The sequence below is a fragment of the Halarcobacter sp. genome (assembly GCF_963675975.1).
In the GTDB taxonomy this organism is placed as follows: domain Bacteria; phylum Campylobacterota; class Campylobacteria; order Campylobacterales; family Arcobacteraceae; genus Halarcobacter.
The window spans coordinates 393,709-420,276 of record NZ_OY780939.1 but is presented as its reverse complement, the minus strand read 5'-3'; the positions used below and the strand labels follow the sequence as shown (position 1 = coordinate 420,276).

29 protein-coding genes and 3 tRNA genes are annotated in these 26,568 nt (G+C 28.8%); 18 read left to right on the top strand and 14 right to left on the bottom strand.

Going from position 1 to position 26,568, the window contains the following annotated elements; genetic code table 11:
- The first annotated feature begins 75 nt into the window (after positions 1-75).
- The 9 genes from ACKU3H_RS01955 to ACKU3H_RS01915 all read left to right on the top strand — a co-directional run bounded on the left by ACKU3H_RS01955 (position 76) and on the right by ACKU3H_RS01915 (position 7,342).
- The gene (locus tag ACKU3H_RS01955; protein ID WP_320035298.1) at positions 76-441 is read left to right on the top strand and encodes a thioredoxin domain-containing protein; all 366 of its coding nucleotides are present in this window, start codon (positions 76-78) and stop codon (positions 439-441) included.
- Between the two features lie 13 nt (positions 442-454).
- Positions 455-2,200, top strand: a complete 1,746-nt coding sequence (dsbD, locus tag ACKU3H_RS01950; protein ID WP_320035297.1) for a protein-disulfide reductase DsbD — start codon at positions 455-457, stop codon at positions 2,198-2,200.
- Between the two features lie 54 nt (positions 2,201-2,254).
- Positions 2,255-2,854: a MarC family protein gene (locus tag ACKU3H_RS01945; RefSeq protein ID WP_320035296.1), complete on the top strand. Its 600-nt coding sequence runs from the start codon at positions 2,255-2,257 to the stop codon at positions 2,852-2,854.
- Between the two features lie 3 nt (positions 2,855-2,857).
- Entirely contained in the window at positions 2,858-3,790 is a 933-nt protein-coding gene (locus ACKU3H_RS01940; RefSeq protein ID WP_320035295.1) for a histidinol-phosphate aminotransferase family protein, read from the top strand.
- Complete coding sequence (locus tag ACKU3H_RS01935; RefSeq protein ID WP_320035294.1) at positions 3,780-4,382, top strand: transglutaminase domain-containing protein; 603 nt, start codon at positions 3,780-3,782, stop codon at positions 4,380-4,382. The genes ACKU3H_RS01940 and ACKU3H_RS01935 overlap by 11 nt, the downstream gene beginning before the upstream one ends.
- Positions 4,383-4,546: 164 nt before the next feature.
- A complete protein-coding gene (locus tag ACKU3H_RS01930) occupies positions 4,547-5,761 on the top strand; it encodes a P-loop NTPase fold protein (protein ID WP_320035293.1) in 1,215 nt (404 codons plus the stop codon).
- A 3-nt stretch (positions 5,762-5,764) separates the two neighbouring features.
- The gene (gene dtd / locus ACKU3H_RS01925; RefSeq protein WP_320035292.1) at positions 5,765-6,211 is read left to right on the top strand and encodes a D-aminoacyl-tRNA deacylase; all 447 of its coding nucleotides are present in this window, start codon (positions 5,765-5,767) and stop codon (positions 6,209-6,211) included.
- A 2-nt stretch (positions 6,212-6,213) separates the two neighbouring features.
- The gene (locus ACKU3H_RS01920) at positions 6,214-6,900 is read left to right on the top strand and encodes an SDR family oxidoreductase (protein ID WP_320035291.1); all 687 of its coding nucleotides are present in this window, start codon (positions 6,214-6,216) and stop codon (positions 6,898-6,900) included.
- Between the two features lie 16 nt (positions 6,901-6,916).
- On the top strand, positions 6,917-7,342 hold the full coding sequence (locus tag ACKU3H_RS01915; protein WP_320035290.1) for a hypothetical protein: 426 nt from the start codon (positions 6,917-6,919) through the stop codon (positions 7,340-7,342).
- On the opposite strand, the gene ACKU3H_RS01910 is transcribed toward ACKU3H_RS01915, so the two are convergent.
- The 4 genes from ACKU3H_RS01910 to ilvD form a co-directional block, all read right to left on the bottom strand.
- Positions 7,326-8,546 (bottom strand): ArsS family sensor histidine kinase, encoded by a 1,221-nt coding sequence (locus tag ACKU3H_RS01910; protein WP_320035289.1) that lies wholly within the window; start codon positions 8,544-8,546, stop codon positions 7,326-7,328. The genes ACKU3H_RS01915 and ACKU3H_RS01910 overlap by 17 nt on opposite strands.
- On the bottom strand, positions 8,543-9,217 hold the full coding sequence (locus ACKU3H_RS01905) for a response regulator transcription factor (RefSeq protein ID WP_320036454.1): 675 nt from the start codon (positions 9,215-9,217) through the stop codon (positions 8,543-8,545). Before ACKU3H_RS01905 ends, ACKU3H_RS01910 begins: the two co-directional genes overlap by 4 nt.
- 10 nt (positions 9,218-9,227) lie before the next feature.
- Positions 9,228-10,646 (bottom strand): Do family serine endopeptidase, encoded by a 1,419-nt coding sequence (locus ACKU3H_RS01900; RefSeq protein ID WP_320035288.1) that lies wholly within the window; start codon positions 10,644-10,646, stop codon positions 9,228-9,230.
- A 154-nt stretch (positions 10,647-10,800) separates the two neighbouring features.
- Positions 10,801-12,489 (bottom strand): dihydroxy-acid dehydratase, encoded by a 1,689-nt coding sequence (gene ilvD, locus ACKU3H_RS01895; RefSeq protein WP_320035287.1) that lies wholly within the window; start codon positions 12,487-12,489, stop codon positions 10,801-10,803.
- 286 nt (positions 12,490-12,775) lie between these two features.
- Between ilvD and ACKU3H_RS01890 the strand changes: the two genes are divergently transcribed.
- The 5 genes from ACKU3H_RS01890 (at position 12,776) to ACKU3H_RS01870 (ending at position 15,325) form a co-directional block, all read left to right on the top strand.
- A tRNA-Leu gene (locus tag ACKU3H_RS01890) sits at positions 12,776-12,862 on the top strand.
- 38 nt (positions 12,863-12,900) lie between these two features.
- Positions 12,901-12,989: transfer RNA gene (locus ACKU3H_RS01885), tRNA-Ser, on the top strand.
- 47 nt (positions 12,990-13,036) lie between these two features.
- Positions 13,037-13,112, top strand: a tRNA-Cys gene (locus tag ACKU3H_RS01880).
- A 99-nt stretch (positions 13,113-13,211) separates the two neighbouring features.
- Positions 13,212-14,495, top strand: coding sequence for a site-specific integrase (locus ACKU3H_RS01875; RefSeq protein ID WP_320035286.1), 1,284 nt, complete (start codon positions 13,212-13,214; stop codon positions 14,493-14,495).
- 191 nt (positions 14,496-14,686) lie between these two features.
- The gene (locus ACKU3H_RS01870; RefSeq protein WP_320035285.1) at positions 14,687-15,325 is read left to right on the top strand and encodes a DUF6988 family protein; all 639 of its coding nucleotides are present in this window, start codon (positions 14,687-14,689) and stop codon (positions 15,323-15,325) included.
- Between the two features lie 5 nt (positions 15,326-15,330).
- On the opposite strand, the gene ACKU3H_RS01865 is transcribed toward ACKU3H_RS01870, so the two are convergent.
- From ACKU3H_RS01865 to ACKU3H_RS01845, 5 genes are all read right to left on the bottom strand, one after another.
- Positions 15,331-15,666 carry a KilA-N domain-containing protein gene (locus ACKU3H_RS01865; protein ID WP_320035284.1) on the bottom strand — a complete coding sequence of 112 codons (336 nt, stop codon included), beginning with the start codon at positions 15,664-15,666 and terminating at the stop codon, positions 15,331-15,333.
- A 432-nt stretch (positions 15,667-16,098) separates the two neighbouring features.
- Positions 16,099-16,887, bottom strand: coding sequence for a hypothetical protein (locus tag ACKU3H_RS01860; RefSeq protein ID WP_320035283.1), 789 nt, complete (start codon positions 16,885-16,887; stop codon positions 16,099-16,101).
- Positions 16,877-17,350 carry a ribonuclease HI gene (locus tag ACKU3H_RS01855; protein WP_320035282.1) on the bottom strand — a complete coding sequence of 158 codons (474 nt, stop codon included), beginning with the start codon at positions 17,348-17,350 and terminating at the stop codon, positions 16,877-16,879. The genes ACKU3H_RS01860 and ACKU3H_RS01855 overlap by 11 nt, the downstream gene beginning before the upstream one ends.
- Before the next feature lie 130 nt (positions 17,351-17,480).
- The gene (locus ACKU3H_RS01850; RefSeq protein ID WP_320035281.1) at positions 17,481-18,149 is read right to left on the bottom strand and encodes a recombinase family protein; all 669 of its coding nucleotides are present in this window, start codon (positions 18,147-18,149) and stop codon (positions 17,481-17,483) included.
- Positions 18,150-18,257: 108 nt separating this feature from the next.
- On the bottom strand, positions 18,258-18,455 hold the full coding sequence (locus ACKU3H_RS01845; protein WP_320035280.1) for a hypothetical protein: 198 nt from the start codon (positions 18,453-18,455) through the stop codon (positions 18,258-18,260).
- A 252-nt stretch (positions 18,456-18,707) separates the two neighbouring features.
- Between ACKU3H_RS01845 and ACKU3H_RS01840 the strand changes: the two genes are divergently transcribed.
- The 3 genes from ACKU3H_RS01840 (at position 18,708) to ACKU3H_RS01830 (ending at position 20,635) form a co-directional block, all read left to right on the top strand.
- Positions 18,708-18,905, top strand: a complete 198-nt coding sequence (locus ACKU3H_RS01840; RefSeq protein ID WP_320035279.1) for a hypothetical protein — start codon at positions 18,708-18,710, stop codon at positions 18,903-18,905.
- 147 nt (positions 18,906-19,052) lie between these two features.
- Positions 19,053-19,337, top strand: coding sequence for a hypothetical protein (locus ACKU3H_RS01835; RefSeq protein WP_320035278.1), 285 nt, complete (start codon positions 19,053-19,055; stop codon positions 19,335-19,337).
- 800 nt (positions 19,338-20,137) lie between these two features.
- Positions 20,138-20,635 (top strand): DsrE family protein, encoded by a 498-nt coding sequence (locus ACKU3H_RS01830; RefSeq protein ID WP_320035277.1) that lies wholly within the window; start codon positions 20,138-20,140, stop codon positions 20,633-20,635.
- A gap of 72 nt (positions 20,636-20,707) precedes the next feature.
- On the opposite strand, the gene ACKU3H_RS01825 is transcribed toward ACKU3H_RS01830, so the two are convergent.
- Together ACKU3H_RS01825 and ACKU3H_RS01820 are read right to left on the bottom strand one after the other, a co-directional pair.
- Complete coding sequence (locus ACKU3H_RS01825; protein WP_320035276.1) at positions 20,708-21,424, bottom strand: carboxymuconolactone decarboxylase family protein; 717 nt, start codon at positions 21,422-21,424, stop codon at positions 20,708-20,710.
- Between the two features lie 9 nt (positions 21,425-21,433).
- On the bottom strand, positions 21,434-21,931 hold the full coding sequence (locus ACKU3H_RS01820) for a cupin domain-containing protein (protein WP_320035275.1): 498 nt from the start codon (positions 21,929-21,931) through the stop codon (positions 21,434-21,436).
- Positions 21,932-22,184: 253 nt separating this feature from the next.
- Between ACKU3H_RS01820 and ACKU3H_RS01815 the strand changes: the two genes are divergently transcribed.
- A complete protein-coding gene (locus ACKU3H_RS01815) occupies positions 22,185-23,102 on the top strand; it encodes an AraC family transcriptional regulator (protein ID WP_320035274.1) in 918 nt (305 codons plus the stop codon).
- Between the two features lie 116 nt (positions 23,103-23,218).
- Here the strand turns inward: ACKU3H_RS01815 and ACKU3H_RS01810 are convergent, their stop codons facing one another.
- From ACKU3H_RS01810 to ACKU3H_RS01800, 3 genes are all read right to left on the bottom strand, one after another.
- The gene (locus ACKU3H_RS01810) at positions 23,219-24,403 is read right to left on the bottom strand and encodes a MalY/PatB family protein (protein ID WP_320035273.1); all 1,185 of its coding nucleotides are present in this window, start codon (positions 24,401-24,403) and stop codon (positions 23,219-23,221) included.
- A 19-nt stretch (positions 24,404-24,422) separates the two neighbouring features.
- Entirely contained in the window at positions 24,423-25,292 is an 870-nt protein-coding gene (locus ACKU3H_RS01805) for a DUF3737 family protein (protein ID WP_320035272.1), read from the bottom strand.
- A gap of 182 nt (positions 25,293-25,474) precedes the next feature.
- Positions 25,475-26,467: an LLM class flavin-dependent oxidoreductase gene (locus ACKU3H_RS01800; RefSeq protein ID WP_320035271.1), complete on the bottom strand. Its 993-nt coding sequence runs from the start codon at positions 26,465-26,467 to the stop codon at positions 25,475-25,477.
- Positions 26,468-26,568: the final 101 nt, after the last annotated feature.

Below are 26,568 nucleotides of genomic sequence, written 5' to 3'. Positions count from 1 at the left end.
ATCTTAGATTTTCTTATAAGTAAACAAAGACTTCACATTGTTTTTGTATAATAAGAAAAATATAAAAGGAATTTTATGAAAAAAATCTTATTACTTGTATTATTTTTTGCACTTGGAAACCTATTTGCATTTGAACATTTAACAAAAGATAATTTTATTGAAAAGATAAAAGGTAAAAATGTTATAGTTGATTTTTATGCTACTTGGTGTCCACCATGTAAAATTCTTGCAGGAACTTTGGAAGATTTTGATAAAGTTAAACCAAATAATGTAACAATTTACAAAGTAGATATAGATCAGTATAGAGATTTAGCCATATCATATGGGGTAAAAGCTCTACCAACACTTGCATATTTTGAAGATGGAGAATTAGTTACAACAGAAGTTGGATTAAAAAGTGTCAAAGATTTAGAAGATAGTGTTAAAGAGTATTTTGAATAAGGAATAAAAATAGATGTTAAGAAAAATATTATTAGTTTTAATTTGTTCTTTATATGCTTTTGGGATTCAACAACAAAGTTTTTTAGAACCAGAAGAAGCATTTAAAACAAGTTTTGAGAAACATGAAGATAAATTAGTTTTTAAATTAAAACTTGGGAAAGATATCTATTTATATGATGATAAATTAAAATTTTTTATAACAAAACCTGAAAAAATAGATATTAGAAAAGATTTAATTGTTCCCGAAGCTAAGCCTTATGAGATTTGGCAAATACATACAAAAGATTTAAATATTGAGATTCCCTATGATTTATTAAAATCAAAGTCTTCAAGCTCTACTTTTGAAGTACAAGTTGATTTTCAAGGTTGTTCAAAGCAAGGTTTATGTTATGCACCAATGAGTGAAACAACAACTGTAGATTTTAATACAGCAGTTAAAAATATTGAGAAAATAGAGTCTTCTAGTGAACAAACTGCAACTGCACAAAATGAGACTGATATTATTGCAGGTACATTAAAAGATGGAAATATACTTTTAGTTCTTGCTACTTTTTTTGGATTTGGACTTTTATTATCTTTAACACCTTGTGTTTTCCCAATGATTCCTATTTTATCTTCTATTATTGTAAAAGCAGGGGATAGTGGTAATCTAACAGCTTCAAAAGGTTTCTTTTTATCATTGGTTTATGTTTTATCTATGGCAGTTGCTTATACAATAGCAGGTGTTTTAGCTGGCGTATTTGGAGCTAATTTACAAGTATCTTTACAAAATCCATATGTATTAGTAGTTTTTGCTGCAATATTTGTAGCACTTGCATTTTCTATGTTTGGTTACTTTAAACTAGAATTACCTCAAAGCTTACAAAATAAGATAAATAAAACAACTGATGGAAAAGAGAAACAAGGCGTAGTGGGAATCGCTATTATGGGATTTTTGTCTGCACTTATAGTTGGACCTTGTGTTGCACCACCTTTAGCAGGAGCTTTAGTATATATTGGACAAACAGGTGACGCCATACTTGGTGGGGCTGCTTTATTTGTGATGAGTTTGGGTATGGGCGCACCATTGTTACTTATAGGTCTTGGTGCTGGAAAATATATGCCAACACCAGGTGGTTGGATGGAGTCTGTTACTAAAATCTTTGGTATAGTGATGCTTGCTGTTGCAATTTGGATGTTAGATAGAGTATTTGACCCAACAATTATTATGTATTTATGGGCATTATTATTAATTGGTACAGCAGTGTATTTAAAAATATTTGAACATATCTTAGCAAGAGTTTTAACTATAGTTATTCTTATTTATGGAGTACTTGTTTTTGTAGGTGCTGTTAGTGGAGCTACAAATGTTTTAAAACCATTAGATAAATTTACATCAGGAGTTGCTGTAAGTCAAGCTGAAGTGTTACCTGTGGCTTATGTAAAAAACAATACAGAGATTGATGCAGCTGTTAAAGCTTCAAGTAAACCTGTAATGCTTGATTTTTATGCCACTTGGTGTATCTCTTGTAAAGAGTTAGAAGAGATCACTTTTAAAGACCCAAGAGTTATTGCAAAACTAAAAGAGTTTACTTTAGTAAAAGCTGATGTAACTGAAAATAATGCAGATGATAAAGCTATGCAAAAAAGATTTGGAGTTGTTGGTCCTCCAGCACTAATTTTTTGGGATAAAGACAACAATGAAATCAAAGCCTCACAAATAGTAGGATATAAAAATCCTGATGATTTCTTAGAGATTGTAAACAAACACTTTAAATAATTTATTCTTTATTTTGATATACTTCCTAAAATTATAATTTTTAGGAAGTTTTCTATGGAACTTTTTGTTGCTACATTTTTAAAAATGTTTTTTATTATGACACCATTTTTTGTGTTATCAGTTTTTTTAACTGTTACAACTGATGCAACTCTTTTAGAAAAAAGAGCACTTGCAATCAAAGTAACAACTTCAGTAATTGTAATCAGTATAGTATTACTATATTTTGGAAAATATATTTTTGCTGTCTTTGGGATAACCTTAGATGCCTTTAGAATTGGAGCTGGAGCTTTACTTTTCCTTTCAGCAGTTGAGCTAATCAAAGGAAATAAAGATACTCAAAAAATTGAGCAAAAAGATATCTCTGAACTAGCTGTTGTTCCTTTATCTATTCCAATTACAATTGGCCCAGGAACAATAGGGGTTTTACTTGTAATGGGTGCAGGGTTTAAAAATGCAGCAGAACATTTTGTAGGAAGTATCGCTCTTGTATGTGCAGTGGTTGTGATAGGATTAATGCTTTATTTTTCACATATCATAAAAAAAGTTGTTGGAAGACAAGGACTTCTTGTGGTATCAAAAATCACTGGTCTTTTCCTTGCAGCTTTATCTGCTCAAATTATATTTACAGGTATAAAAAACTTTTTGAATATTTAGATTATGATAGATTTTAGTATAAAAGAGAATTATTTAAAACCAAATATTCAAATAGATTATAACAGCATAGAAAATGCTGATTATCTAAATCTTTTAGAGTTACTAAAAAATAGATATAAAATATCTGAAAAACAAGTTGAGTTATTTAATGGCTATAGTTCAGCAATCTACTCAATACTTAAATTTTTGGATAAAAAATATTGTTTTATATATTCCCCTTGTAGTTTAGAGTATAAAAAAGCTGCCCTAAACTTGAAATATGAAGTAAGACTTATAAATAGATTTGAAAATATATTTTTACCAATAAAAGATGAAAGCATAGTTGTTTTTGCAAATCCCTCTTATCTTGATGGTACCTTTTATGATTTAGAAAACCTATTTAAATATTGGGTATCAAAAGAAGCAACTATCATAATAGATGAAACACTTTTGGACTTTTGTTCAGATAATATTGCTGTTAATTATTTAGAACAATATGACAAACTTTTTATTATAAAAAACTACTCAACCTATTATTCAAATAAAAATTTAAGTATCTCTTCTATCTTTTCAAATAAAAGGAATATCGAAAATTTAAGAAAATATGAGCCTGAAGATAAACTATCAATTTATGATATGAAGTATTTAGAAGAATCTTTAAAAGATAAAGAGTTTAGAGTTATATCAAATAGTATAAATATAAAAAATAGAATAGAACTAGAGAAGATATTCCATTCTTGTAAGTTTGTAGATTTTTTATTTCATAGTAGTTCAAACTCTTTATTAATAAAACTAAAAAATATAAACTCTAAAAAATTTAGAGAAGAGTTAGAAAAAAATGATATAAAAACCTATAACTGTTTGAAATATGATTTTATCGATGAATATTTTATAAATATTTATGTTAATGGAAAAGATTATATTCAAAAACTAAAAGAAGTTTTATATGCTATTTGAAAATAAATTTATATATTACAGTTCAATTATTGTATCAGTGCTTATTGTTTTGTTTATAGTAGGGATGATATTTAAATCTTTTTTTATAGTTAAAAATCAATTTATTGATATAGATGGATTAACCTATGTAAATCAAGTAAGAGAAGATGAATATACAAAAAGATTAGCTAAAAGTTTAGTTTCTGGATGTGATACAAAAGTTTGTGAAGTACAAAGTATGTTAAATCTTGTAACTGAAATACCTTATAAGGTAAATAAATCTGTTGCAAGAAGTGGAGAAAATGTAATAAAACAAAATTATGGGGATTGTGATGATAAAAGTAATCTTCTAATTTCTCTTTTAAAAGCAAGAGGTTATGAGGCTTATTTTGTACTAGTACCTAAACATATTTTTGTAGTAGTAAATTTAAATCTAATTTTGCCAAATAAAAAAGCCCTATATATAAACGGAAGACCTTTTTATGTTTTAGAAAGTACAGCAGAGGGTTCAGAGATAGGATTTCCTTTAAAGTATAGATTTGATGATATTAAAGGGTTTATTGACCCGTTTCAAAATAAGAAACTAGTAGTAGAGAGTTTACAATATAAATAAAAGAACAATTTGCACGCATCTTCTTCGTTGCTAATTATTTTTCTTTCAATCACTTACTTTAGTAAGCTCAATCAAGAAAAACAATCAGCGCCTTGAATCTACATACAACTAGTTCTTTTATTTTAATATAGTAAAATATTATATAAAAAATTAAAGAAGAAAAGATGGCAAGTCAAAAAGAGTTAAAAGAGTATTTAGTTGGGCAAAATGGATATTTAAAAAATAGTGACAATGATAATAAAGTTATTATGCTATCAGGAAAATGGGGAAGTGGGAAAACTCACTTTTGGCAGAATGTAATTGAGGAAGAGTTAAAAAATGATTTAAAAGACAAATCTTATTCTTATGTTAGTTTATATGGGAAAAGTACTATTGAAGAAATAGAAAATGACATTTTCAGCCAAATATTTTTTCATTCAATAGGTGGCAAGAATTTAGTTACTAAAACAACTTCAACTTTTACTAAATATACAAAAAGATATGGAAAATTAGCATCATCTTTTTTTGACTTCTCAGAACTAGCAACGGCATTAGAAGAAGAGTCAAAAGACAATAAAAAAAGAATTGCTTTAGAGAGACTAAATAATGGTGGAATTATTTGCATTGATGATTTTGAAAGAAAATCAAAAGATATAGATTTAAATGATTTATTTGGATTTATAACTCAACTTTCTTTAAACTTTAAATGTAAAATAGTAATTATTTTAAATGATGATGCTTTTAAAGGTAAAGAAAAAGATATTTTCTCAAATGTAAAAGAGAAAACAGTTTCTAAATATTTATACTATAATCCATCAATTAAAGAGCTTTTTGATTCTATCTATAAAAAACATCCAATAAAAAAAGATTTTGAAAATAGTAAAACTTATATTTATGAATTTTTTGAGGAAATTGAAATTCTAAATGCACGAATATATGTACAAGTTTTAGATAATCTATTAGAATGGCTTACTAAATATCCAAATAGTTCATCTGAAATTAGAAGATGTGTAATTTTATCTAATTGCTTGTTTATTTTATATCATACAACATTTTATATAAAAGATGAAAAATATTTAATTAAAAATTGGCAAGATAAAATTGATTATTCTGACGATTATGATAGTGTTACGATTCGTCAAGTTGATTCTTATTTTAAACCTATAGGAGATATAGTATTTTTTGAAAATTTTAGTAAATACTATAAAAATCTTGAAGATAGAACTATAGGTAGTCAGAAGTATATTCATTATAAAGATTTTTTGCATGAAAATATCAATTATTATAAAAGTAAATTTATTGCAAACAATCTTAAAATAGCAAGAAATGTAGATAAAGAAATTTTTGAGAAAATAAATAACTTTATAGAAACAGGAATATTAATTAAGGAAAACAATTAAAAAATGATAGCAGTTATTCAAAGAGTAAATTCTTCTAGTGTTAGAGTTAAGGGCGAAATAGTTGGTAAGATAGACAAGGGTTTAAATATTCTTTTAGGAGTTAAAAAAGGAGACTCAAAAGAGGATGTAAAAAAACTTGTAACAAAGATAATAAACCTTAGAATCTTCCAAGATGAAAATGACAAGATGAATCTTTCTTTACTTGATATAAAAGGGCAAGCTCTTATCATCTCTCAATTTACCCTTGCTGGAAACATAAAAAGAGGGCGTCGTCCTAGCTTTGATTCTAGTGAAACTCCAACAGTAGCAAAAGAACTTTATGAAGTGTTTATAGATGATGTGATAAAAGAGGGCATTGAAGTGCAAACAGGTGTATTTGGTGCTATGATGGATGTTAGTATTCAAAACGATGGACCTGTGACTTTTATTGTAGACTCTAAGGAGATTTGATTTTGAAAAATATAATTATAACAGGGGCTTCAAATGGTATTGGAAAAGCTCTTGCTAAAAAACTTAGTAAAAAATACAATATTATAAATATAGATAAAGAAGATAACAGTATTGAAGGTATATCTTTTTATAAATGTGATTTGGCAAATAAAGAAGAGATATTAAATACGATTGAGGCAATAAAAGTGGAAATAGACTCTTTGTATGCACTTATAAACAATGCTGGATTTGGATTATTTAAATCTTTGGATAAACAAACTTATGATGAATGGGATGAGGTTTTAAATACAAACTTAAGAGCTCCATATATTTTATCAAAAGAGTTTAGTGCTCTTTTAAAAGAATCAAGAGGGCATATTATAAATATCTCTTCTACAAGAGCTATTATGAGTGAAGCAGGAACGGAAAGTTATAGCGCATCAAAGGGTGGAATAAGCTCTTTAACCCATGCTTTATCTATTTCCCTTGCTCCTTATGTAAAAGTAAACTCAATAAGTCCAGGCTGGATAAATACTGATGAAAAATTTGTTCCATCAACACAAGACAATTATCAACACCCTAGTGGCAGAGTTGGAACACCACAAGATATAGTTGATACAGTGAAATTTTTATTAAAAAACAAAGGTTTTATCACTGGAAGTGATTTTGTTGTAGATGGTGGTATGACAAAAAAGATGATATATATTTAATTAGGAAAATGAAAATATGACTTATAATGAATGGTTCAATGAACATGGAAATAAACACGCAAAAATTTTAGAAAAGTTAAAAGATTTATCAGATGATGAGGTGATAGAGTATTTTAGATTTGATAATATGGTTAAAAAAGAGCCTGATTTTTGCCCACTATACAAAGATAATAAAAAGTGCCACGATTATGAGGAGTTAAACTGCTATTTATGTGCCTGTCCCAATTTTAGGTTTGATGATGCAGGGATTAAAAAACAAGAAGATAAAACACTGTTTTCATACTGTAGTATAGACTCAAAAGATGGGTCTCAGTATAAAGGTGAAGATTATATTCACCAAAACTGCTCAGGATGTATAGTACCTCACAAAGAAAGATATATTAAAAAACATTTTAAAAGAGATTGGTTTGGGATTATGAAAGAGGTTAATCTATCAAAATAGAAAAGATATTTTTCCCTTGATTATGTTTATATATTAGTTTATATCCATGAAGATTGGCAATAGTTTTTACAATATATAAACCTAATCCAAAACCATCACTTCTTTTCTCTTCTTGGGAAAAAGCTTCTGTATAATACTCTAAATCATATTTTAGTTTTTCTCCTTCAGAGATAATATCTATTCGATGTTTGTTAGCTTTTAATACTACATGTTTATTTGGTGAAAATTTAATACCGTTATCAATCAAGTTTTTAAGTGCAACTGATAACATAGCTGTATCGGCATTTAGTTTGAAATCATTTATTTTGCTACTGATTTTTTCTGGACTTAAAAGAGCTATCTCTATGGTTCTTTTGTATATTTTGAAAAAGGAAGTAGGCTCTTTATATACAGCTGTATTGTTTGAAGTTAATTTTTCAACCATAGCAAGCTCTTTGATAATGTCATCCATTCTTTTAAACGCTCTTTGTAGCGTTTCTCTTTTTTTGTCATCATCTAAGGTTTCAGCAATAAACATAGCTTTTGTAATAGGAGTTTTTAGCTCATGCATCATATTACGCATAAATAGTTCTTTTGATTTTGTTTGATTGTTTATGTGTGTTATAGCTTCATCAAAAGTTTTTGCAATAGTACCAATCTCATCAGAACTATTAGATTTTATACGGACATTTAAATCACCCTCTGAGAATTTTTTAATCTCTCTATTTAGATTTCTAAGGGGTTTTAGCTTTCTTTTTAAAATAAAATATAAAGAGAATAAAATACCTAAAGATAAAGCAATAGCTAAAGAAATAATCAATAGATTATAAGTATAGTTTTGTGCATCTTGAAGCATCAGATTATATCCATCTCTTTGTACATATGTATAAAGATTGTCTTCAAATGAAAATATTCTATACATACCTTTGGAGTTTTGTCTCATCAAGATTGGTTTTGCTTCATTTAAAAGTTTTAAGGTAAATTCATTATCCTCTAGTTGATTCATTTTAAATTGCTCAAGAATAGATTTTATGCCACTTTTAGATGGAGCAAAATCTAAAGTCTTAAGAAGATTTTCTGCAACAAGTTCATATTTTTTTTGCATTGTAATATTATATCTTTGCTTATCAAGTTTGATAAAAATAGTAAATGTTAATGAAATAGCAATTAAGGCTAAAATGAAAATAGTGTTGATAAATGCAGAGATTGAAATATTACGTATCATATAAGTTGATAACCTATCCCTCTAACTGATTTGATATAAGTTTTACTATCATCTATTTTTGAGATTTTTGATCTAATTCTTGAAACCATTACATCAATATTTTTTAAACTACTATCATCCTCTATATGGTCACTAGCATAGATAAAATCTTCTCTTGCTATAACTGCGCCATTTCTTTGGATCATAAGTTTCAAAATATCAAATTCTGCCAAAGTTAGGTTTAACAACTGCTCTTTAAAATAGATTTGAATATCATCTTCCTTTAGTATAAAGTCAGACTTTTTAACATTTTCTGCTGTTTTTTCTACAGGCGTGATTCTTTTTAAAATAGCTTTTATTCTTGCTTGTAATTCTCTTGGATTGTAAGGTTTTGGAAGATAATCATCTGCACCTCTTTCAAGACCCATTACTTTGTCTAAAATATCATCTCTTGCACTTGAAATGATAATTGGAATATCAGATTTTTCTCTAATTTTAGGAATTAGTTCAAGCCCATCTATCTCAGGAAGGGTTAAATCTAGAATAAGAAGTTTATAATCTTTTAAACTTAACATAGATAGTCCATTGTATGGACTATCTGTATTTGTTACTTCGATATCATATGAAGCTAAATAATCTGTGATGATTTGAGCTAATTCTAAATCATCTTCTATCATTAGTACTTGAACTATGGTAAATCCTTTATTTTATAGCAAAAGGGATAGTCTGTCCGTATCTGTTTACGTAGACTCTTTTTAATTGCTTGTTATATTTTCTAATAGCTTGTTGCATATCTGCAAAATTCTTTATTTCTATATCTTCTATTTGAATAATAACATCCCCTGGTTGAAAACCTACTTTTTCAGCTTCTGAATTAGGCTCAACATAACCAATTAAAACACCACTTGCATTTGCATTTAGTCTAAATCTTTTAATAATATCAGCATTTAATTCTGTTAATTTTAAACCACCTAGAAACTTACCATTGTTAGCATCTGAAGTTACTAATCCAGCTCTATTTCCCAATGTAATATTTAGTTGCATATCTTTTTTATCTCTTTCAAGTTTTATAGAGATAGTCTCATTTGGTTTAAAAGAAGCAATTGTATTTTGTAAAGCTTTTCTATCTTTGATAGGTACATTATTTATCATATAAATTAAATCACCTCTTTTTAATCCAGCTTTTTGGGCAGGTGTATCTCCTGCAACATCTAAGATTAATGCACCAGTTCTATGTTTGTATAGTTTTGATATGTTTGGTTTTAAATCATCAATCACTACACCTAAATAACCTCTGGTAACTTTTCCATCAGTGATTAGTTTTTTCACAACATCTTTTACCATAGCCACAGGAATAGCAAAACCAATTCCATTGTTTCCACCAGATTTAGAGATAATTGCACTATTTATACCAATCAATGCACCTCTACTGTCAACTAAAGCACCACCTGAATTTCCTGGGTTAATTGAAGCATCTGTTTGAATAAAATTTTCATATCTGTTAATACCTACATGGTCTTTATTTAGTGCAGAGATAATACCTTGAGTTACAGTTGTACCAATACCAAATGGGTTACCAATAGCAAAAATCAAGTCACCAACTTTTAAATCTGTTGAATAACCAAATTTAATAGCTTCAAAATCATCACCTTCTATTTTTATTACTGCTAAGTCACTATCTGAATCTTTACCTATAATAACTGCATTATACTCTTTTGGATTATTTCCTATAGTTACTGAGATTTCATCAGCATTTTCAATAACATGGTTATTCGTTACTATATATCCATCTTTTGAGATAATAACACCAGAACCTAAAGACCTTTGGATTCTATTTTGGTTAAATTGTTCATTAAATTGATCTCCAAAGAATCTTCTTAAAAAAGGATCGTTAAACATTTGAAATGGGATATTTGCTGCGTTTGATATTACTCTTCTTTTAGCAGCAATATTAACAACTGATTTCATTGGCTCATTTATACTATTGTTAAATGATAAAATTTGATTAGGAGTGCTTGGGGCTACTCTTTGTGGATTTTTTTCTGCCATTTGAAAGTCGATATTATTGGCAAAAAGACTACTTGCTATAAAGATAGCTATAAAATATAGTTTTTTCTTCATTATAATTCCTTTATGTTTTCTATATATATAGAAAGAATTATAATACCCAAATGTAAACTATATCTGAATAAAACGTAAATAAAAAATTAATACAACGTGGAGTTTTTGTGGGGTTTTGGGTAATAGTATAGCTTGAAGCTATACTATTTTTATATTAAAGGTCAGTTTTTAAAACTGCACCTGAACTTGCATTTGTTACAAGTGCTCTATATTGTCCTAACCATTTTGAGTTAAGAGGTTTTTTAAGTGGAGTGAATTCTGCTTTTCTTTTAGCAATCTCTTCATCACTTAAATTAACAGATAAAATATATTGGTCAACATCAATATGAATCTCATCACCATCTTTTAATAAACCAATCATTCCACCTTCTGCTGCTTCAGGAGAAACGTGACCTATAGAAGCTCCTCTAGTAGCCCCAGAGAATCTACCATCAGTGATAAGTGCAACAGAACTTCCTAGCCCCATTCCCATGATAAGTGAAGTAGGTGCTAGCATCTCTTGCATACCAGGACCACCTTTTGGACCTTCATATCTAATAACAACAACATCACCAGCTTTTACTTTTCCACCAATGATTCCATTGATTGCTTCTGGTTGTCCATCAAAACATACAGCCTTACCTGTAAATACTCTATCTCCTGTAATACCAGCTGTTTTGATAACTGCACCTTGTTGGGCAAGGTTTCCATAAAGAATAGCAAGACCACCAACTTTTGAATATGGATTATCAATAGTATGAATGATGTTTGTATCTTTGATATATGCATCTGCAATTTTTTCATATAAAGACTCACCAGAGATAGTTAAGTTATCTATTAAGATATCATCACCTCTTTTTGTCATCTCTTTCATAACTGCATTTACGCCACCAGCTTTATTAATATCTTCCATATGTACTGTTGATAATGATGGAGAGATTTTAGCAATATGAGAAACTTTTTTTGAAATAGAGTTAATATCTTCAAGGTTGAAGTTAACTTCTGCTTCTTTTGCAATAGCTAACATATGTAATACAGTGTTTGAAGAACCACCCATAGCCATATCAACTGCAAAAGCATTTCTTACTGCATTTTCATTTAATATATTTCTTAATTTGAATGTTTCTCTAGCTTTTGCATCTTTTGCGATTTCACAAATTCTTCTAGCTGCTTTTCTATATAACTCTTCCCTTTGGGGAGTTAAAGCTAAGATTGTCCCATTTCCTGGAAGAGCTATACCCATTGCTTCCATAAGTGTATTCATAGAGTTCGCTGTAAACATACCAGAACAAGAACCACCACTTGGACATGCATTACATTCGATATCTTTTAACTCTTCATCACTCATCTCACCAGCTTCATGTTTACCAACAGCTTCAAATGCAGTTGCTAAATCAATAGGTTTACCATCTTTAGTATGACCTTTTTGCATTGGACCACCACTTACAAATACAGTTGGAACATTTACTCTTAATGCACCCATAATCATACCAGGTACAATCTTATCACAATTTGGAATAGCAATCATTGCATCTAGTTTGTGTGCATTCATTACAGTTTCTATAGAGTTTGCAATAATCTCTCTACTTGGTAATGAGAATAACATACCATCATGACCCATTGCAATACCATCATCAACACCAATTGTATTAAACTCAAATGGAACACATCCATTAGCTCTTATCTCTTCTTTTATGATTTGAGAAACTTTATCTAAGAAAAAATGTCCAGGGATTAATTCAATAAAAGAGTTTGCAACTCCTACAAAGGGTTTATCAAAATCTTCATCTTGTAATCCAGTTGCTCTTAATAGAGATCTATGTGGTGTTCTGTCAAAACCTTTTTTAACTTCATCACTTCTCATTTATATCCTTTTAATTAGTTCAAATTTAAATAAACTGTATTTATTTCTTCTTTTTGTCTGTAAAAATTAATTTTACAATAAAGAAACAAAAATTCTAAAAAACTTTTAAAACAAAGGCTTTTTAGCGCATTTTATATGGTGTGCATTATACATTTTTTGCCGTTGATTTTTCTTTAAATAAAAAAATTTTCAAATTTTTTTCAAAAACCCTTGACAAATAAAAATATTTAGATTATAATTCCACTCCAATTTAAGAAGAACGCTTCTTAAAACTACTGTTAATAGTGCGAGTGTGGCGGAATAGGTAGACGCGTGGGACTTAAAATCCCATTCCGGTTTCGGAGTGTGAGTTCGATTCTCACCATTCGCACCACTATATCATTTGATGCGAGAGCATCTTTTTTTTTGCGTAGAGAGTTGGCTGAGTTGGTCGAAAGCACCGGTTTTGAAAACCGGCGAGGTTCACGCCTCCGAGGGTTCGAATCCCTTGCTCTCTGCCATTTTTCAATAAATCATTTTTCTTTCTATTGTCAAAAAATGATTCTTTGGAGGTATAGCAAAGTTGGTAATGCCCGGGATTGCAAATCCTGTATGCGTCGGTTCGAGTCCGGCTACCTCCTCCACTTTTTATACAACATCCTTTTTATGGTAATTATTACACTTTTTGAGATTTACTGTACCACATTTTGTACCACATCTAGTTCTGCCTAAAAAGGCAATACATGATTAAAAGACATAAAGTTTATTATTTCAAAAGAAGAGTTCCAAAAGTCTTAAAAGAGTTTTATCCTAATCATCAGCATATTGTTAAATCTTTAAATACGAAAGAAATAACACAGGCTAAGATTCGATACGATGAATTAAATTTAGAATTAGATAAGCTTATTTTTTTATATTCTCATAAACTTATTAATACAGAGGCAGTGTTAGATAGACTTTCCTATATCAAACTATTGCCTTCGAATAAAATCCAAAAAAGAAGAGTATTAATGCTCTCTGATATAAAGAAATTATTTATTAAAGATGCTGAGGTAAAATCTAAATGGACTGACAAAACAGCTAAGGAGATAGAAACTGTATTAGTAGAATTTCTTAATATCTTATCAGATAGACCAATAAACGAAGTAAATAGGGAAGACCTATGGTATTACAGAGATATACTTTTTAAATTACCTCTGAATTACTCTAAGAAGAGTAAATATAGAAACAAGACTATAAAACAAATATTAAAAATGGATATATCTAATGATGAAAAATTATCTATTGTAACAGTGGATAAAAAACTCTCAAAAGTTGTAACATATTTTAGGTTTGCATTTGAAAATGGATATATAAAAGATAACCCTTCTACAAATCTTACAGTTAATAGTAAGATACATAAACAACCATATAAAGCTTATAGTAAGGAAGATATTCAAAGATTATTTACTTCGCCTTTATATACGACTGATATAAAAATGAAAAGTAAAAGACCTGAATGGTACTGGCTACCACTTATAGCTTTATATAGTGGTATGAGACAGACAGAGATTGCTCAGTTATACGTAAAAGATATTAGACAAGAACAAGGGGTCTGGGTTTTTGATATAAATAAAAATACACCTGATAAAAAAGTAAAAAATAAATCTAGTATAAGGTTGGTTCCTATCCATAAAGAGTTGATTAGATTAGGTTTTCTAGATTATGCTTTTAGTTTAAAAGAAGAGAGATTATGGATGAATCTTAATTATGGAAAAGATGGTTATGCTACATCATACACAAAACACCATTACAGTCTATATAATAGGAAATATATTAGCAAAGATAAAAAGAAAGTTTTTCATAGTTTTCGTAAAACATTTATTACTAATCTCGAGCAACTTACATTGCTTGGAGAGATAAATCATAATGCAGTAAAAGCTTTAGTAGGACATAGTTTTAATAATGATATAACATTAGAAGTTTATACACAAAGTTTTGATATTAAAATATTAAAAAAAGTAGTGGATAAGTTTAAGTGGAATTAAACTCTGAAAAATCTCCTAATTGTTTAAAAGTTAGAGAAGGTAAAACATATTAAATGTAGTACAATAAAAAATAGGTATGCAAGTAGGTATCCTTTAGAGAGACTAAAGGAGGCTATAGACAAGTTAGAGTTTATATAAAAAAGTATCTTTTAAGATTAGTCAGTTTATACTCAGTATTATAAGGAGTAAATATGTCACTTGGAGATGTTTTTTTAGAGATTAACAAATATAGTAATAAGATTGATAAAGCGTTAGCTTTAAAAGATTCAAGACCCTCTATCAAAGATTCTTTAGTTGTAGCTTTAGTATCTTTATCAAGACAACACTATTTAAGTATATTTTTATTGACAAAAGAATCGACATATTATAGTTCAGCTTTTGCATTGATTCGCCCTCTAATTGATGCAGTATATAGAGCCATTTGGCTAATGAAGGTAGCAACAGATAATCAAGTCGAAAAAATCAATAATAATGAGAAACAGTTTATGACTACACAGGAACTTTCTAAAAAGATTGATAGGAAGTTTCATGAGTTAAAAGAAAATGAGGGTGAAGAACAATTTGATATTTTTCATAATAGATATAATAAAAATTCTCAAGTATTGCATGGGCTGACACATGGAGGGATGGAACAAATACATAAGCAACTTAAAGACGGTATTATTTATCCTGCTTTTACAGAAGAGGATTTGGTAGGCTTACTATCAGAAGCTACAGTAAACTATGTGCTACTACTTATCATATATGGAGAGTTTAACAAAAATAAAGAATTAGACACAGTTGTCAGGGAGTTCTCAGATTTAAAACTTGAAACAGTTTTTAAAAAGTAGACCGTTTATATCATTACTCTTGCTTTGAACTCAGGATTTAACCACATCGCAATATCCACAAAGATTGCGGGGTGTACCCAAGTTCCTTTGTTTAACTTGCCTTTTTTGGTTGTTTTGAGTAAACCCTCAGATTCTAGGGTTTGTTTTTCAAGAGCCTGGAGGAACTCCTGTGTTGAATCTAGTCTCCAATAGTTATCTAGTCTCTTTGTCTCTAGTCCCCTAGCTCTTCGCATTTCGTTGTAACCTTTAACCAAATCAGTAACATTAAACATCTCTGTCTGATTGGATTGTCTTACCTCAATACCATCAAGGTTTCTAATCATAAAAACCTCAGTCTTCATTAGTCTTCCTTTTTCAAATTAACTTTTAATACTTTGTTAGGTGTTATTCTTTTATATAAAGAACCATAATGTGTCAATATAAACTAAAAAAAAATAGATATATGAAAGATGAGACACTATTTTAATTTACTCCACTCACTTCGTTCGTTTCGCCTCAGTCGTAGCTAAAGCTACTCCTTCGTTGAGAAGACAAGATTTAAGATTCATTAGTTAACATAAGATTTATAGAGAGTCTTTAAATATTCAAATAATAGCTTTTTATAAAAAGATGCTATCTAGTTCTTAAAGGCTCTCTATTATTTTATATTATTTAGTGTAAGTAGTATATTGTCTAAATACTATATATAAGAAGCAGTTCTTGTCTCAAACCTTTAATAAACCCCTATAACATAGGCTATATTGAGAGTTTTATAATAGTGCAAATATGCACCTTTAGTCTTCTTTGAAGTTTTCTATAAACTCTTTAGAGTCCTTAAATGCTTCATATAAGTCTTCACTTATATCTTGTCCGTTTAGAGCATAAAAGGGATTTACCCTAATACCTAAAGTTCTTCCTTTAAGTTTTACATCACTAATAACTTTAAGTCTTTTTGCTTCAGCTTTAAACCTCTTCATATCATCAGGAGAAATGTTAAACCTCTCTTGTATTTCTTTAGTTGTTAGTGGTGTAAATGTACCATCGTTGTTTTGTTTTGATACTATATTTTCATAAGGACTTAGTTCTCTAGTAAGGTCATAAAAGATACCAAGGTATTTATGGTTTTTAAATGATGGTCTAACTTTAGAGAAGAGCTTAGTGTATCTATGACTAGACTTATAGTTTTCAACTTTAACTTTACTAGTAGCCTTTGCTTTAGTAAACTTCTTTTTGTAGTAGTTAAGACTATTTAACTCTTTTCTTTTTAGTTTTATATGCTCTTTGTCTATGATATGAAAATCTTCTGATAAAACCTCTCCTGTATTTTTATCAACTAAAAGCATAGTATTATGTATTTCAAGTTCTGCTTCATTTTTATGACTGATAATTATGTCTTCAAGGTATTCACCCGAGACTTCATAATTGTTTTTAGTAAAAGCCTGACATTTATTTTCAAGAATATTTCTATCTTCATCAGTAATATGAGCTTGAGGAGTTTTGAGCTGTTTGCTATGAAGCATACTCAAGTAAGTTTCTTTAGCATACTCATCAAATGGCTTAAAGTTATTAAACTTAGTATTCATAAAGAACATCTCTCTTACTATGCAATTTCATAGCCTCATCTCTTGCTATGTCATCTACAAGTTCATTCTCATAGATACCACTATGAGCTTTAACCCATATAGCTTTAACTTGATGTTTATTTGATACCTCTAGATACTCTTTCCAAAGGTCTACATTAGCAACCCTCCTAAAGTTCTTTTTTATCCAACCTTCAAGCCATTCATTAATAGCCCTTACAGTTATGTTAGAGTCACTATAGACTGTAACTTTAGAAGGCTTTTTAATTGCCTTAAGTCCTTCTATGATAGCTGTTATCTCCATACGATTGTTCGTAGTATCTAACTCACTACCTTTGATTATCTTTTGTTTAGCTTTATCAGGTGTTTGTAGTAAAGCACAATACCCACCAGTTCCATTATTTCCGTTGTCTAAACAAGAACCATCTGTGTACATAATTACTTCTTGTAATTGTTCATTTTTCATTTGTTATCCTCCTTATATTTTGAGAAGAAACTTATTTTATTTTGTAATAATAAAAAGACTTTCTTCTCCTGATAGGGGGGTAGTTCCTGAGTCAGCCCATTTCTTGGGACTTTGTAAAAGTTTATTTTGTTTACTGAGAGACTCTTTCAATAATATTCTTAATAGACCTAGCAGTCCATGAACCAGTCTTTCCTCTTGCTGTGAGTAATCCTCTCTTATTAAACTCTTTAGCGATGTTGTTAAGAGAGTAGCCACTGTCTAACAGAGGTTTTATAATCTCGTAAGTATCTTTTGCGAATACATCAGCCTTTGCAGACCTAACTTCTGAACTGACTCTAGTTCCTTTATCTCTATTTCTAAGGTTTTGTGGAGAGCCTAACTTTACTCCTCTTTCTTTTGCTCTAGCTAAAGCTTCTTTAGTTCTCTTAGAGGTCATCTCTCTTTCATGTTGAGCTAGAGCTGAAAGGATGTGAATTGTAAGTTCATTTACATTCGGGTTGTCTGTTGCAATAAATTTAACCTCTGATTTCATTAAAGAAGAAATAAAACTCACATCTCTGGATAGTCTGTCAAGTTTTGAGATTAATAAGGTTGCATTGTATTGTCTACACATTTTTAAAGCTTTCATTAGTTCTTCTCTATCGTTTTTCTTACCTGACTCAATCTCTGTAAAGCTTCCTATTACTTCTCCTTTGTTGAACGATAAGTAATCTTTGATGGCTCTTTCTTGTGCTTCAAGACCTAATCCTGATAGACCTTGTTTAACTGTAGATACTCTGTAGTAAGTAATGAATTTCATAGTGTCTCCTAATGGTTTTGTTATAGTTTGTAAAAAAGTTAATTGTCCCTTTAAGCTATTTACACAAGAAAGGTAAATAAAAAAGACTGCCTATAAAACAGTCTTTACTTATGTGTTTAGTTTGTCTTGAATTAGAGATATCTTCTTATCAATAAGAGACTCTAGTTCAATTAAGTCTTTTTCTAAATGCTTAAACTTTGCCTTACCTTCTAAGAAGATTGCCTTGTCTTTTGATTCAAAGAAAAGAGAGTCTGAATTAAAACTTAGTTCTGTTCCTCTTGAAGTTGTTATTGTTGTATTGTTCATGTAAGTCCTTTTTGAATTAGTATAATACTGTATACTATTTGTATCAAAATGATTACATATGTATATTTAAAGAAAGCTTAAAAAAGTATGCGATAAGATACTTTTTCAGTTTAAAAGTTTACACTTGTAAATAAAAGCTTTATGAAAGCTCATAAATAGTGTTAGAAGCTTTAAAAATAACTCAAGGCTATTTAAAGGTTTGATGTAAAGAAAAAACAATCATAGAGCTTCTGAGAGTAGAAAAGGTAATACATGATTAAACCTACATATAAAGACATAGGAAGTATGGTTGGAAAAACGGAGACAACTATTAAAAGTTGGAAAGGTAGAAATGAAGAACTACTTCAAATCACAAGGCTTGGGGCTATCTGTAAAGCTAATGGAATTACTGAGGAAGATTTAGAAGCTCTGATACAATTAAAGCAGTCTATAAGTAGTAGGAAGGATTAAATAGATTAGAAAAAAACTGAGGCTTAATTAGAGTTACTTTGTTTTTCTATCATGTCTATATAAAAAGGGCTATGGGGGGGCAATAATATAGTAAATGGATATTTATAAGGTTTTCAGATTTTTGTGTCGTTTTTGAAAGGTATTTGAATGAAAAAATATTTTTTATCAGTAGTTTTGGGGATTATTGTTGCAGTTGGTACATTTACAATTCTTTTATATAGTTACAATAAAAATTATAAGAATAAATATGTTGAAGATATGGTTTTTGAATGTCAATTTTCATATGAGACACAGAGTTTAAAAAACTTTATATTACCTAATACTTTTGCATCAAAATTCGTTAAACAAAATGTCCCATTTGAAGATGAGGTCTTAAAAATTAAAATTATCGATAGCTGTGTTAAAAATATTTATAGACAAAGTAAAAAATAGGCTTGAGCTTTTGGAATAGCTTAAGAGGTCTGTACAGTATTATAAATAATGGGATTACTTAGTGAAATTGACATATGCTGTGAAATAGGTTAAAATTCGCTCAAAATCTGTGCAACATTTTGTACAACATTTTAAATCAAAACAGGCAAAATTAAGATAATCTAGGTAATCTTAAAAAGTTCTAGGAAGCCTATAAAACAGTGGTTGGTAATGCCCGGGATTGCAAATCCTGTATGCGTCGGTTCGAGTCCGGCTACCTCCTCCACTTTTTATACAATCATATTTATTCTAACTATTGTTTTATCTAGATTTTTTTAACAATCATTTTAAGTTTATATAATTCTAAATCAGTTATCTGATTTATTTTAAAATTTATTAATACTATTTTTATTATGTCAAGAAAAAGTAAAGAAAAACCATCTTGCAAACTTGACATAATATATTTATAATTTCTGTTCTTAATAAAGTGAATCTAAGTACAAAATTGCAATATGGCTAAAACTAAAATTGCAAGTTTTGTGCTTAGCTTTTAATTCTGTAAAGGGTATTTATGCCAATAGTTGACCTTGTACTATTTGGATTTATTGGTGTAGTTCTTATTGTCTCACTAGTAGGATTTTTTATTTATAATTCTAAATAGATTTATCTTTTATCATAAAATGTATTCAATCTATTTTATTCTTCAAATTAATTTGTTTCATATATAAACTTTTCTTATTTAAAATGCTATAAAAAGATTAAATATAGGCTTTTTATAAAAAATTATATTATAGTTAAAAATAAAAATATAAGGAAAACAAATGAAAAGTTTATTTGCTAAATTAATAGTTTCTTTTTTTACACTAGGAATTTTTTTTAATATTCATGCAATGCAGGTTAATGATAGTGTAGCATTAAATGGGGTGAAAGAAACAAAAAGTGTATTTTTAATAGATTTTACAAATGTGAAAAAAACTGCATTTTATTTGAATATTATAGAGGGTACACATAAAGGTTTAGTATCACAAGGTGTTAAACCAAATATGGTTTTAGTTTTTATTGGGGAAACTGTAAAGTATTTAAGTACTAAACAAGATGAAGCTTTTGAAATGGAAAATGAAGAGAGTTTGGAATCAATTCAAAATTCAATAAAAAGATTAGCAAGTTTAGGTGTTAGAATGGAAGTTTGTGCAGTTGCTACAAAAGTTTTTAATGTTGATAATAATACTATTCCAAAAGAGATGAATATCGTAGCTGATGGTTTTATATCTTTAATTGGTTGGCAAACCCAAGGGCATAAATTAGTACCAATTTTTTAATAAAATAGTAAAAACCTAAATTAGGATATTTCAGTTATCCTAATTTTTAGGTCTTGCAAATAGCTTTTTTAGTTATTTACTGTCTAAAACTTTTTCTAAAGTCTCTTTTGATAGTTTTGCTTGAGTACTATCTACTTTCGTATCAATTACTTTTATGAAGTCATTTAATTGATCTTTAGTGATTCCTGTATTCATTGCTGCTTTTAAGTGGAAGTTTAATTGTCCTTGTGTACCAGTCATAGCTGCCAATGCTGAGATTGTTACTAATTCTCTTTGTTCATGTGTTAGTACATCCCTAACAAAAATATCACCAAATAGATGCCCAAGAAGGTATTCATCTACAACTGGAGCAAAAACTTGATAAGGTGCACCTGTGTAATCCTCTTTTAATCCAGCTAATTTAGCTCTAATTTTTTTACCATATTCTATTGAATCATAGTTTTCTGGTTTAGGGCTTGCTTCTTTTCCTAATATATCTTCTTTTCCAGCAGCTTTTCTTTCCTCAACTACTTTCATAAAAAGATTTAAAGAGTTTAAACTTCTTGGAAATCCTGTATATGCATACAGATGAGCAATTGCCTCTTTTATTTCATTTATTGTAAGTTTTGAATCTAAACCTTCATTAAAGGCTATTTTTAATTTATCTAAATTTCCATTTGCAGTAAATGCAGAGATAGTAATCATATTTTGTTGTTTTTTATCTAACATTTTTATTTCCTCCTTAGCTAATAAAGAGCTTGTAAATAATAAACTAAAAAATGCAGTTATAGAAAGTATTTTTTTTAACATAATACCCTCCTATTTTCCATAATATTGTTCATCTGTAACAGGTTCCCTCCAAGTAACATTTTTACCTGTTTCTTCAACTGCACCAGTAATTACTAAGTGAGTCATTGCAATATCTTTTGAAGCACCATGCCAATGTTTTACACCAATTGGGCACCAAACTACATCACCTTCTTTTACAATCTCTTTTTTTCCATCCCATGTTTGAGTATAACCAACACCTTTAGTCACAATGATATGTTGACCTGCTGGATGTGTATGCCAGTTTGATCTTGCACCTGGTTCAAATGTAACATAAGCTCCTGAGTGAGTTTTTGCATTACCTTTTGGATAAACAGGGTCAATTCTTACTTCACCACCAGTAAAGTATTTTTTAAATTCAGTTTTATTTACAACAATAGATTTTCTATCTTCTAATTTTGTGATAGTTTGTTCTTGTTTTATATCTGCTGCATTAGACTGAATTGTAAGAATAGCAACAGTCAAACTTATTAATCCTAATTTTTTCATAGCTACGTCCTTTAGTTTTGGTTAATTACTAATTCAACAATAGGTTTAAAATTCCCTTGTCATATAGATTATAATAAAAAAGAGAACTAATTGCTAGAACAATATTACAAAACTATTGTCAAATCCTACAAATAGTTTAATTATAGGTAAATTTATGATTGTTTGGAGTATTGTGCAAGTGCTACAGAGAATTATTATATTAAATAGATAAAAAATATATTATAATAAAATAGATAATACTAAAAGGTTTTTTTTGAAAGAATTTATTAATGAAAACAGATTAAAACTACTTGACATAATAGAAAAGAAATATTCTTTAGATATTGATGGAGGATTACAAACAGAAATACCTGCATTAGACTTTTATTTTTCCCATAAAGAAACAGAGTTTAATACTACTGCTTATGAACCATCTTTGTGTATTATATTGCAAGGAAGTAAAGCCATAGATTTTGGAAAAGATCCTTTAGGTTATAATATTGAAAAATACCTTCTTTCAGCTGCAAATCTTTTTGCAAAAGTAAAAATTCTTGATGCAACAAAAGAGGAACCATATGTATCTTTAAGAATAAAATTTAGACTTGAAGATATTTACGAAGTGATAAAAAATCTGGACAATAAAAAATTTCAACTTTCTAAAAAAACAGAAAAAGGTTTGTTTTTTGATGAGCTAAATGAAAGATTATATGACCCTGTCGTAAGACTTGTAAAACTTTTAGAACAACCAAAAGAAGAGATAGAGTTTTTATCTCCAATGATTATAAAAGAGATACTATTTATTTTGATAAAAGATGAGAGTGGATATTTCTTAAATAAGTTCGCAATGGAAGGTACAATCTCAAATAAAATAGTAAAAGTTGTATCTCAAATTAAAGATAATTTCAACGAAAAATTAAATGTAAAAGAGTTAGCAAGATTGATTGATATGAGCGAGTCTTCTTTATATGAAAACTTCAAAACTATTACATCTATGTCTCCCATACAATTTCAAAAAAAGATTAGATTAGAAGAAGCAAAACTTATGCTTTTAAATCAAAATATTGAAGCTTCAGAGGTCGCTTTTGCAGTTGGATATGAAAGCCCTTCTCAGTTTAGTAGAGAATATTCTAGAATGTATGGAATGTCACCTAAAGCCCATGCAGAATATTTGAGAAACCAAGAAAGTATTTAATTTAGAGAATTAGGCATTGTATCTGGATAATCTTTATATTGATAATTTAAAACTTCATTTATAATGATAATAATAAACTATTAAAAGGATTATTTATCATGCCTATTCCAAGCAACTTAAAAAAGATATTTTTCTTCTTTTTTTATTTGATTTATTGAGTTTTGAAGTCTATTTAATCCATCTTCTAAGGTTTTTAATGGACAAGCGATATTTATTCTTATAAAGTTTTCACCACTTTTCCCATAAGTTATTCCAGATGCGATTCTAAGTTTTCCTAATTCTTTTATCTTCTTAACTAATTGTTCAGATTGAATATTTAGTTTTGAACAGTCAATCCATAAAAGATATGTAGCTTCAGGTTTTATTACTACAAGTTCTGGAATATATTTTTTTATATAATCAATTGCTAAATCTCTATTTTTTTCAAGATAAATTAGTAATTGGTCTAGCCATTCATCTCCATAGGTATAAGCACTAATCAGAGCTTCTATTCCAAATACATTTGGTTCAATTGATTCATTTATATTTAATGACCTATCTATTTTTTTTCTAAACTCCTCATTTGCAACTATTATATTAGAAGTTTTTAAACCTGCAAGATTAAATGTTTTACTTGGAGCTGTACAAGTTATTGAGTTTTGTAAAATCTCTTCACTAATTGATGCAATTGGAGTATATTTTGAATCACTATATACTAAATCTCTGTGAATCTCATCACTTAAGATTATTACATTGTGTTTTATACACAATTCAGCCATTTTTGTTAACTCATCTTTTGTCCAAACTCTTCCTACAGGGTTGTGTGGATTGCAAAGAATAAATAGTTTAAGTTTTTCGTCTTTTAGTTTTTCTTCAAAGTCTATAAAATCGATAGTATATTTATTGTTTTTGTATATTAAATCATTTGTAACAACTTCACATTTATTATTAATAATTGAGGTATTAAAGTAGTTATAAACTGGAGATTGGATTAGTACTTTATCCCCTTCTTGACAAAAAGCTTGAACTGTAGCACTTAAAGAGGGAATAACTCCTACAGTTGGTAGTATCCATTCTTTTTTTATTGAAAAGTTGTGCCTCTTTTCCCACCAGAAAATCTCAGCATCATAAAATTTTTCAGGAATCATTGTATATCCAAAAACTCCATGAATCCCTCTGATTAGTATACTATCTATGATTTCTGTAGGAGCTTTGAAATCCATGTCTGCAACCCACATAGGTAATACACCTTCTTCTGTTGTATCCCACTTTGAGCTATTTGTATTGTTTCTATCTATGACTTTGTCAAAGTTATATCTCATCTATATATCCTAAACTTGTTTATTTTTTTGTAATTATTTTTAAATTATCTAAATCAGTCTTTTCATCATCTAAAATTAGTTCTTTTATTTCTAATGCAGTTATATTTCCACTAATAGGGTTTTTTACACTGTCAATTGATGTAGTTATTTGTGCATCTAGGGTTGAATATTCAAAAGCTAAATCTGTATCAATCATCTCACAGTTTTCTAAAACTAAATTTTCGGCATAACATAAAGGTTGTGTTCCAGCAATCTTACAGTTAACAAATTTTAGATTTTTTGAGTACCAACCTAGATATTCTCCATTTATCACTGAATCATAAACTGTAACATCTTCACTATTCCAAAAAGCATCTTTTGATTTGATTTCTATATTTCTAAATGTTGCATTTTTTGTATGTTGGAAAGAGTAATTACCATCAAGTTTAAAGTTTTCAACTTCTATATTTTTACTATGAAAAAGTATATAATCACCAATAAAGTTTGTATTTGTAATCTTTACATTCTCGCAATCCCAAAGTGTTTCATTTGTATTTAGTTCGCAATTAATTATAGAGATATCTTTTGCATCTCTAAATATTTTTGGAGAATCAATTTTTGAATCTTCTAAAGAGATATTAGAAGAGTACCAAATACTCGCTCTTCCACCTTCTGCAAAATAACTCTCTTCAATTAATAGATTATCACAATGCCAAAAAAGATACTTACTTGAAAAATCACAACTGTGTGATTTAATATAATTACTCTCTTTTACAGCAGATTCTCCTTGGGTAAATTTACATTTATACAAATCTATATATGATGATTTAAATAAAGGTCTCTCTCCTTCAAATGTATTGTTTTGTATGAATTCAAAATTTTTATTAATATCTAAATTCTTCATATTCATTTTTTTCCTCTTTACAAATATTTAAATTGTTTTATTGTTTTTATAATTAGTTAAGTACGATGAGGTAACTATCTAAGATAAGTTTAGTATATAAAAAATTTAAATTTATCAGTAGAATAATATTACAGAATAATTGCCTAATAGTATAAAATTCAAAATTTTATACTATTTGGATTATTCTTTTACCAGATATCTGAAATAAGTTTATATGATTCAATTCTTTTTTCAGGGTCATGAATCCATGAGTTAATCATAATCTCATTCGCACCTGTTTTTTTAACTAATGCATCTAATCTTTCCTTAACAATTTCAGGTGTACCCCAGATTGATTCTCTTAACTTATGCGTAATTGATCTTTTTTCCCAATCTTCCCATAAACTATCCATATCATTAGTTGGTTTAGGGATAAGCTTATCTACTCCTCTTTGAATATAAAGAAATTTTTGTTTTTCTGTTGTAGCTAAGTATTGAGCCTCTTCATTTGTTGTTGCACAAACAGCATTTATACAAATGATAATATATGGTTCTTTTAATTGTTTTGATGGTCTAAAATTTGTTTTATAAACATTTATTGCTTCCATCATTGAATCAGGTGCAAAGTGCGAAGCAAAGGCAAAAGGTAAACCTTTTATTGCTGCTAATCTTGCACTAAAAGTACTTGAACCAAGTAACCAAATAGGTATTTCTAGACCAAATCCTGGTACTGCTTTTACACCCGTTTTACTAAACTCATCATAAAAGTAACTTTCTAACTCTTCTAACATATTTGGAAAATCAGAACCATCATTGTGAATATCTCTTCTAATAGCTAAAGCTGTTTTTCCATCTGTCCCAGGAGCTCTTCCCAAACCTAAATCAATTCTGTTTGGATACATACTTTCTAAGGTTCCAAATTGTTCTGCAATAACAAGTGGCGGATGATTAGGTAACATTATTCCACCTGAACCTATTCTTATTTTTTCTGTTTTAGCTCCAATATGACTTAATATAACAGAAGTAGCTGCACTTGCAATACTTGAAAAATTGTGATGTTCTGCAACCCAATAACGGTTAAATCCAAACTCTTCAACTTTTTGGGCTAGTTTTGTACTGTTATTAATAGCTTCACTAATAGTAAAACCTTCGCCAATAGGAACTAAGTCTAAAACTGATAATGGTACATTTTTATTAGTCATTATATTTCCTTATCAATTGATTTATATTTTGAATTTTAGCTATTCTTTCTTAAACTATTCTTACTTTACTTTAGGTAAGTAATAGAAAAATATCTTTATAA